Source organism: Pseudomonas pudica (genome assembly GCF_015680405.1).
GTDB classification, from domain to species: Bacteria; Pseudomonadota; Gammaproteobacteria; order Pseudomonadales; family Pseudomonadaceae; genus Aquipseudomonas; species Aquipseudomonas pudica.
This window is the reverse complement of sequence record NZ_JADLJS010000055.1, coordinates 20,650-27,718: the sequence shown is the minus strand read 5'-3', so window position 1 is coordinate 27,718 and position 7,069 is coordinate 20,650. Positions and strand designations below refer to the sequence as shown.

General features: G+C 61.2%; 13 protein-coding genes. 8 read left to right on the top strand and 5 right to left on the bottom strand.

Annotated features, from left to right (window positions below; all coding sequences use genetic code 11):
* Positions 1-135: 135 nt before the first annotated feature.
* A complete protein-coding gene (locus tag IRZ77_RS24095; RefSeq protein ID WP_173015104.1) occupies positions 136-285 on the bottom strand; it encodes a hypothetical protein in 150 nt (49 codons plus the stop codon).
* A gap of 9 nt (positions 286-294) precedes the next feature.
* Entirely contained in the window at positions 295-528 is a 234-nt protein-coding gene (locus tag IRZ77_RS24090) for a PLDc N-terminal domain-containing protein (protein WP_004376302.1), read from the bottom strand.
* A gap of 185 nt (positions 529-713) precedes the next feature.
* On the opposite strand from IRZ77_RS24090, the gene IRZ77_RS24085 reads away from it, so the two are divergent.
* The 8 genes from IRZ77_RS24085 (at position 714) to IRZ77_RS24050 (ending at position 4,887) form a co-directional block, all read left to right on the top strand.
* Complete coding sequence (locus IRZ77_RS24085; protein ID WP_046613843.1) at positions 714-1,217, top strand: CinA family protein; 504 nt, start codon at positions 714-716, stop codon at positions 1,215-1,217.
* Between the two features lie 25 nt (positions 1,218-1,242).
* Positions 1,243-1,749, top strand: a complete 507-nt coding sequence (locus IRZ77_RS24080; RefSeq protein ID WP_046613844.1) for a hypothetical protein — start codon at positions 1,243-1,245, stop codon at positions 1,747-1,749.
* A gap of 9 nt (positions 1,750-1,758) precedes the next feature.
* Positions 1,759-2,202: a DUF421 domain-containing protein gene (locus tag IRZ77_RS24075; RefSeq protein ID WP_046613845.1), complete on the top strand. Its 444-nt coding sequence runs from the start codon at positions 1,759-1,761 to the stop codon at positions 2,200-2,202.
* A gap of 147 nt (positions 2,203-2,349) precedes the next feature.
* Entirely contained in the window at positions 2,350-2,814 is a 465-nt protein-coding gene (locus IRZ77_RS24070; protein WP_046613846.1) for a hemerythrin domain-containing protein, read from the top strand.
* On the top strand, positions 2,814-3,059 hold the full coding sequence (locus tag IRZ77_RS24065; protein WP_046613847.1) for a hypothetical protein: 246 nt from the start codon (positions 2,814-2,816) through the stop codon (positions 3,057-3,059). Before IRZ77_RS24070 ends, IRZ77_RS24065 begins: the two co-directional genes overlap by 1 nt.
* Before the next feature lie 45 nt (positions 3,060-3,104).
* Positions 3,105-3,248: a hypothetical protein gene (locus IRZ77_RS24060; RefSeq protein ID WP_153671047.1), complete on the top strand. Its 144-nt coding sequence runs from the start codon at positions 3,105-3,107 to the stop codon at positions 3,246-3,248.
* Positions 3,249-3,334: 86 nt separating this feature from the next.
* The gene (locus IRZ77_RS24055; protein ID WP_046613848.1) at positions 3,335-4,444 is read left to right on the top strand and encodes a mechanosensitive ion channel family protein; all 1,110 of its coding nucleotides are present in this window, start codon (positions 3,335-3,337) and stop codon (positions 4,442-4,444) included.
* Positions 4,445-4,551: 107 nt separating this feature from the next.
* Positions 4,552-4,887 carry a hypothetical protein gene (locus IRZ77_RS24050; RefSeq protein WP_196174532.1) on the top strand — a complete coding sequence of 112 codons (336 nt, stop codon included), beginning with the start codon at positions 4,552-4,554 and terminating at the stop codon, positions 4,885-4,887.
* A gap of 18 nt (positions 4,888-4,905) precedes the next feature.
* Here the strand turns inward: IRZ77_RS24050 and xth are convergent, their stop codons facing one another.
* The 3 genes from xth to IRZ77_RS24035 all read right to left on the bottom strand — a co-directional run bounded on the left by xth (position 4,906) and on the right by IRZ77_RS24035 (position 6,974).
* Positions 4,906-5,700 carry an exodeoxyribonuclease III gene (xth, locus tag IRZ77_RS24045; protein WP_196174531.1) on the bottom strand — a complete coding sequence of 265 codons (795 nt, stop codon included), beginning with the start codon at positions 5,698-5,700 and terminating at the stop codon, positions 4,906-4,908.
* The gene (locus IRZ77_RS24040; protein WP_003257678.1) at positions 5,697-5,939 is read right to left on the bottom strand and encodes a hypothetical protein; all 243 of its coding nucleotides are present in this window, start codon (positions 5,937-5,939) and stop codon (positions 5,697-5,699) included. The genes xth and IRZ77_RS24040 overlap by 4 nt, the downstream gene beginning before the upstream one ends.
* Before the next feature lie 420 nt (positions 5,940-6,359).
* Positions 6,360-6,974: a hypothetical protein gene (locus tag IRZ77_RS24035; RefSeq protein WP_046613850.1), complete on the bottom strand. Its 615-nt coding sequence runs from the start codon at positions 6,972-6,974 to the stop codon at positions 6,360-6,362.
* Positions 6,975-7,069: the final 95 nt, after the last annotated feature.

Below are 7,069 nucleotides of genomic sequence, written 5' to 3'. Positions count from 1 at the left end.
GGCCCCGGGGCGGGGGGTTTCCCCCGCAAAACCCGCGCCCCGGGTCAATTCCCCCGGTTTGTTTTGGTCGCCGAAAACCCCGCTCCCACAGGATACGCGGACCGCTTGCGAATTCATTTCTTAAAGCCGGCCCGCTCAACGCTTGCGTTGCGTTTCATCACGAGCTGCTTTCTGTGCAGTGGAATCATGGGACGTGCCGGTTGACCCATCAGGACGCTGCGCATCATTGTCCCGTTCCTCTTCACCTTGGGTTCCGCTGCGAGGTGCATCCGATTCTTTCTTCATCTCCCCCTCCTACCCCTTGCTGTGTTCAGGCGAAGACGGCCCGGTACCGCGTTTGATTCCACGCGGCCCAAGCACGCCCCAGATAGCCAGGCCGACAATGGGCAGCGCCAACAGCAACAGTGCCCACATCGCTTTCGTCACATCGCTCTTGTCACTGCGGAAAACACTGACGATGGCCCACAGATCGAGCAACACAATGATCGCCGCCACAGCGATCCAGAAATACGTCACAGGCTCGGTCATGATCGCTTCTCCTCTGCTTGTTCCAGCAGCAGCGCGTGGTCCGCGCCACCACCTCCTACCAAGAGGAAGCCAGCAAGCGGAACAAAGTTCAGGAAGCTTTACCCGCCGTTGATGGGTGGTACACACGCAATGAACCAATCCCGCAGGAAACACGTCCACCACAAAACAACGCACGAGTGACCGCCATGGCGACCGACCCCGTACTCGAGGCCCTTGATTACCTCAAGGTCCACAAACTGGTGCTGACCACGGCAGAGTCCTGCACTGCCGGTGCCATGGTTGCGCTGCTGGCAGCAGTGCCGGGAACCGGCGAGGTACTGGAAAGCGGCTACGTGGTGTACTCGCCAAGTGCCAAAAAGCGCCTGCTCGGCGTCAGCCCACAAACCATCGAACGCTACGGCCTGACCAGTGAGGCGGTAGCCTGGGAGATGGCGCTCGGCGCATTGAAAGACAGCGATGCCACCGTTGCCATTGCAAGCACGGGTGTCGCCGGGCCGGAGCCGCAGGATGCCATCGCCCCAGGCACCGTGTGCTTTGCCTGGGCGTTCGCCGGCGAGCCCTTGGCGGTGTTCACGCGTAGCCAGCGCTTTTTCGGCGAACGCGCGGAGGTAATCCGCCAGGGCGCGCTCTACGGGTTGTCGCACCTGGCGCATTACCACCAACGCTGGCTGCGTGGTGAGCGCGCCTGAGGGGTTACCTGAGGGGGCTACGGGCATGGACGAAGAGGAGTTGGTTTCAAGGCGCCACCCCGTCGAGGAAGACATGCGGATGCAGCAGCGGGTCTGGCGTTTCGAACGGGTGGGATGGTATGCCCTGGTGCTGGTCGTGCTGCTGGCCCTGGCCGGGGTGTTCGGCAATGGTCCGCTCAGTGACGCGCAGGTCACGAGCGAGGACGGCCGGGTGCATGTGGAGTATCAGCGCCTCAGCCGCACAGGCACCACCGACAACCTGCGCATCACGGTTCGCGGTACTGCCGGGGAGCCTGTGATGCTGCTGCTCGGGGGGACCCTCCTTCGCGAAGCCAGTATCGAAACGCTGCAGCCAGAGCCGCAAGTGTCGCGTTCCCATGGCAGGTCGCTGCTGCTCCAGCTCGGCACCAGCAAAGAGGGCATCGCCACCCTCTACCTGACCCTGCGCAGCGAATACGTCGGTACTCTCGACGGTGTTGTCAGCGCGGGCCCGGACAGCACAGTGCACTTCTCGACCTTCCTCTACCCGTAGGAGCGCGCCATGGACTCCATTCTTCGTGCGACAGGCATGTACATCGCGCTGATGCTGCTGTTTCGCGTGGCTGGCAGGCGCTCGCTGGCAGACCTCACCACCTTCGACTTCGTCCTGCTGCTGATCATCGGCGAAGCAACCCAGCAGGCATTGCTCGGCGAGGACTTCTCGTTCACCAACGCCATGCTGGTGATCGCCACGCTGATCGTCCTGGATGTCGGCCTGTCGCTGGCCAAGCTCAATTCCAGGCGCCTGGCCCGGCTGGTCGATGGCCACGCGACACTGGTCGTGGATCGAGGTCGCTTTCTCCACCACCGAATGCGGCGGGCGCGGCTGACCGAGGACGACATTCTCGAATCGGCTCGGGACAGCCAGGGAATCGAAAGCGTCGAGCAGATCAAGTTCGCCATCGTCGAGCGCAACGGCAAGATCTCGATCATTGCGCAGGAATGACCCTGCCCGGCCGGTGCAACCTGCGCGGGACCTCGTGCGGCTGGCCTCCCACACACCGGTACGTTGATCATCCGCTTTGAACCTTGGCGCCCGCCCCCTACTCCATCGAAGGCAATCGTGATTTTTCCAACCCCGAAGAGGTGTTGCATGAACGCTATCGAATTGTTGATCCAGGACCATGAGCTGGTGAAGAAGCTGCTGGAGGAACTCTCCTCCACCACCGAGCGCGCGGTGAAGAAACGCGCCGAGTTGCTTGAACGCATCAAGCAGGAAGTGACAATCCACACCGCTCTGGAAGAAGAAATCCTGTATCCGGCCATCAAGCAGGCCGGCGGCAAGGAAGAAGCGAAGATGTATTACGAAGCCAAGGAAGAGCACCGCACCGTAGATTCGCTGGTGCTGCCGGACCTGCTGCAAACCGAGACCGGCACCGTCGAGTTTGCCGGGCGGGTCAAGGTGATGAAGGAGCTGCTGGAACACCATATCGAGGAAGAAGAAAGCGAGCTGTTCCCGACGGCCCGCAAGCTGCTGGGCAAGCAGCAGCTGGATGAGCTCGGCCAGGCCATGGAGGCGCAGAAGAAACTGCTCAAAGGCGAACAGCGTGCCGCGTGATGGAGGCCTGGATCGACTTTCTTGAATGGCCCGCCATGGCCCTGACGGTACTTGCCGCCTGGTGCATCGGCTCACGGCGCCCAGGCCGGCGCAAGCTGGGCTTCTGCTGCTTCATTGGCAGCAATGTACTGTGGGCCGTGTGGGGGTGGCAGGCGCAGGCCTGGGCGCTGATCATCCTGCAGGGTTGCCTGTGCGCCATGAACCTGCGGGGCTGGAAGAAAAACACCGCAGTGGAATCCGGCTGAACGCCTGAACACATGCCTGATAGCCCGACAGCGAGGAACCAGACCATGATCGAACCCAACCACCCCGACCCTTACGTGGACGACGTACCACACAACCCAGGCGAGCCCGTGCCTGAACAGGAGCAGGAGCAGGAAGCACCCGACTGGCCCGAAGGCCAGGTGCCGCCAGAGGAGCAGTCCGACGGCTGAGGCTCACCGATCCAGCGGCATTGCCTGCTTCACCGGCAATGCCGCTCCCCCAGTCACCCGGTCCCACGCAAGGAGGCAAATGTCTCATGAGTGATCGCATCATCGCCTTGTTCACCGATACCACACTGTTTGGAGTTTCCGTTCTCAACCTGTTGCTGGCGCTGACGGTAGCCGTGCTGACATTCCTCGTGGCGCGGGCGGCCATCAGTTTCATGCTGCATCGGGTCAGGCGCTGGTCCGAGCACGACGGCGCGCTCAGCCACGTACTGGCCAAGGTGCTTGCCGGAACCAGCAACTTTCTGCTGTTCCTTGCCTCGCTGCTGGTGGGCCTGAGCATGCTCGACCTGCCCGAGCGCTGGCTGACCCGGGTTGGTAGCCTGTGGTTCGTGGTCGCGGCATTGCAGATAGGGCTATGGGCCAACCGCGCCATCGGCCTTGGCCTGAGTCGCTACTTCGCCCGGCATCGCACCGACGGGTTGAACCAGGGCAGCGCGCTGGCCACGCTGTCGGCATGGGGCGCGCGCGTATTGTTGTGGTCAGTGGTGCTGCTGGCGATGCTCTCCAACCTGGGCGTGAACATCACCGCCTTCGTCGCCAGTCTGGGGGTAGGCGGTATCGCTGTTGCACTGGCCGTGCAGAACATCCTCGGCGACCTGTTCGCCTCGCTATCCATCGCCGTGGACAAGCCGTTCGAGGTGGGCGACTTCATCGTCATCGGCCCCCTGGCCGGCACGGTGGAACACGTGGGGCTGAAGACCACACGCATCCGCAGCCTGGGCGGCGAGCAGATCGTCATGGCCAACGCCAGCATGATCAGCAGCACCATCCAGAACTACAAGCGCCTGCAGGAACGACGAATCGTGTTCGAGTTCGGCCTGTCCTACGACACGCCAACCGAGGCCGTGAAGAAAGCACCCGCTATCGTCGAGGAAGCGATCAAGGCACAGCAGCAGGTGCGCTTCGACCGTGCCCACCTGCGCGGCTTCGGCAAGGAAGCGCTGGAATTCGAGTGCGTGTACATCGTCAAGGACCCCGGCTACAACCTGTACATGGACATCCAGCAAGCGATCAATTTCCACCTGCTCGAGCGCTTCTCGAAGGTTGGTGCCAAGTTCGCCGTACCGGTACGCGCGATCAAGGTCACGGCCTTGCCAGAGGAATCGAAGCGCGGGCCTCAAAGCATTCACGTGGGATAACCCACCGCGGTGCATTTCAGCGCCCCATGCATTCCGTCGAATAAACGGCACGGTCGCGGACGATGCTGGCCGAACAGAAGGTGACCCATCTGCAAAGGAGCATCGCCATGAAGATATTGAAGCCTCATTCGTTACTGCTCGCACTGTGCCTGGGGGCCAGCGCACCTGTGGTGTTTGCAGCCACCGACCTGAACGATCAGCGTGCCCCTGGCACGCAACCGCATGACAGCGGGCATATGAACGGCCAAGGTGGAGCGACTGGTTCCGGCACGCCTGCGGATGCCATGGGCACGGGCTCTGGCGGCACCGATAGCAATGATACTGACAATACCGGTGGCGATGGCACTACCGACCGATCGGGTAGTGACAGCAATGGATCGGAACGCGGCAACGGGACCGGAGGCTCCGGTGGTTCGGGCTCCAGCGGTAGTTCCGGTAGTTGAAGGTTCGCTCGAACTGCCCTACGGCCGACGACGCGTGCTCAGCTCGATCCACACTGGTGCATGGTCGCTGGCCTTGGGTTCGTTACGCACCCAGGCATCGACGCCTGCTTGCTTCAGGTAAGGCGCGAGTTCGGGGTTGAGCAGCAGGTGGTCGATACGTAACCCGGCATTGCGGGCCCAGTGGTTGCGGAAGTAATCCCAAAAGGTATAGATGCGTTCGTCCGGATACAGATGGCGGATGGCGTCGACCCAACCTTGCTGAAGCAGTTTCTGGTAGCACGCGCGTGATTCGGGCTGCAGCAGCGCGTCCTTCATCCAGGAGCGCGTGTTGTAGATATCCATGTCGGTAGGCACCACATTGAAATCACCCGCCAGCAGCGTGGGATGGTCACTGTCATGCAGCCCTTTCACATGGGCGATCAGGCTTTCGAACCAGCGGAGCTTGTAATCGAATTTCGGCCCCGGCTGCGGGTTGCCGTTCGGCAGATACAGGCATGCAACCAGCACTCCCTGCACCGCTGCCTCGAGGTAGCGGCTCTGGTTGTCGTCCTCCATGCCGGGCAGGCCACGACGTACTTCCAGCGGTTCGCTGCCCCGCGCCAGAATGGCCACGCCGTTCCACGAAGGCTGCCCTTGGTAGAGGCAACCATAACCCGCCGCTTCGAGCGCCTGGCGAGGAAACTGCTGATCCGCCGCCTTGAGCTCCTGCAGGCAGGCAATGTCGGGCTTCTCCCGCTCCAGCCAGGCCAGCAGTGCCGGCAGCCGGCTACGAATGCCGTTGATGTTGAACGTGGCAATCTTCAGCGCTTTCATGCGTCGGGGTCGCTGACATGGGCCTGCACGGCATCTTCCAGGGCGCGCACATGGGCGTCATCAGCCAATGCCTTGAGTGCCAGCCAGTCGTCCCAATCGATCGCGCCATCGTCACGCAGGGCCTCGGCGGTGCGCAGCAGTTCATGGTGGTAGGCATCCGGCGACTCACGGCGGTAACTGATGTCGTCGTACTGGGCGTACCAGGCCTCGAGCTCGGGGATGCTGCGTTCAATGCTCATAAGGGAGCCCTCACAATGTCCTTTGCATTTAAGAGCCCTCCCCAGGCGCGACGTTCAAATTCAACGACACGGGCATGCCATGTATGGCCATTATTGAACTCCTGAACTTTCTCGACTGCCTGTTCCGGCCCTTTCGCGGGCAAGCCCGCTCCCACAGGGCTTTTGCAAGTCTTGCGTACTGTGAAGATTTCGGGTGGGTGTACTACTGTCGCGCAGAGCAACAGATATCGCTCGTTTGGCGCGTCCTGGAGATCACCCAGCCCTTCCTCACTGCGCTGTCGAGCAGTGAACTCCGCCCGCAAGCCCGCCGCATTCGGTGTGGGAGCCGCCAGGCGAACCGCCCGGACGCTGCGCATGAAACGAGCTCGCCGCGAACCACGTTTCCCGGTTCGCGGCGCAATTGAAGCGTAATTCAGGCAATCAGGTAGGAATGCCTGCCAATCGCCAGACAGGCGCCGGGACCGGTTCGGCCTGGCTACGGTTGCGTGCCCACTGGGTCAGGGCAGCCATCATGACAAAGCCAAGCAGGATCAGTACCGGATAGGCCAGCAGCAACTCGGTCAGCGAGTATTTCCAGGCCAGTGGCCGGCCAACGCCCAGCATCGCCGCATACAGCCAGGACACACCCGACAGTGCGCCGGAGAAAAGCGCGAACATCCGCACGCCAAAATTAAGGTCCAGCAAGTTGCCCGCCTTGAGCAAGGCAGGCAATACATAACGATGCAACAACATGCCGTTGAAGGTCAGCAGCATGACAATAATGACCTTCGCTTGAAGTTTCGGATTGGCAAAATAGTTCATACCTTTATCAAGGTAGTCAATTCCAATCACTGCGGCGCCCGTGAGCCACAAGAATATCAGGGCATTGGCCACGGACTTCTGCAAGCTCGTCATATGCTTACTGTCATGCCCGGCCTCTTTATGACCTTTCAACAAGTTCCTGACCATCTCGGCGTCACTGGCGAACACCAGGCCGATGGCAATGCAACAGGCCAGCAAATGAACGTAAATCACCGACAACCGCACCAGCTCCATGGATTCTTTCTGCCCGAACAGGCTAATAATTGTATTAATCTCCACGACGTTTTCTCCACGTAATGCGTTAGCGCTAGATGACTTTGCAATAGGCG

Coding starts and splice junctions, on each gene's coding strand:
- IRZ77_RS24070 (WP_046613846.1), top strand. CDS start 2,350: ATGAACGCTATCGAATTGTTGATCCAGGACCATGAGCTGGTGAAGAAG.
- IRZ77_RS24060 (WP_153671047.1), top strand. CDS start 3,105: ATGATCGAACCCAACCACCCCGACCCTTACGTGGACGACGTACCACAC.
- IRZ77_RS24080 (WP_046613844.1), top strand. CDS start 1,243: ATGGACGAAGAGGAGTTGGTTTCAAGGCGCCACCCCGTCGAGGAAGAC.
- IRZ77_RS24040 (WP_003257678.1), bottom strand. CDS start 5,939: ATGAGCATTGAACGCAGCATCCCCGAGCTCGAGGCCTGGTACGCCCAG.
- xth (WP_196174531.1), bottom strand. CDS start 5,700: ATGAAAGCGCTGAAGATTGCCACGTTCAACATCAACGGCATTCGTAGC.
- IRZ77_RS24065 (WP_046613847.1), top strand. CDS start 2,814: ATGGAGGCCTGGATCGACTTTCTTGAATGGCCCGCCATGGCCCTGACG.
- IRZ77_RS24090 (WP_004376302.1), bottom strand. CDS start 528: ATGACCGAGCCTGTGACGTATTTCTGGATCGCTGTGGCGGCGATCATT.
- IRZ77_RS24095 (WP_173015104.1), bottom strand. CDS start 285: ATGAAGAAAGAATCGGATGCACCTCGCAGCGGAACCCAAGGTGAAGAG.
- IRZ77_RS24050 (WP_196174532.1), top strand. CDS start 4,552: ATGAAGATATTGAAGCCTCATTCGTTACTGCTCGCACTGTGCCTGGGG.
- IRZ77_RS24035 (WP_046613850.1), bottom strand. CDS start 6,974: ATGGAGCTGGTGCGGTTGTCGGTGATTTACGTTCATTTGCTGGCCTGT.
- IRZ77_RS24075 (WP_046613845.1), top strand. CDS start 1,759: ATGGACTCCATTCTTCGTGCGACAGGCATGTACATCGCGCTGATGCTG.
- IRZ77_RS24055 (WP_046613848.1), top strand. CDS start 3,335: ATGAGTGATCGCATCATCGCCTTGTTCACCGATACCACACTGTTTGGA.
- IRZ77_RS24085 (WP_046613843.1), top strand. CDS start 714: ATGGCGACCGACCCCGTACTCGAGGCCCTTGATTACCTCAAGGTCCAC.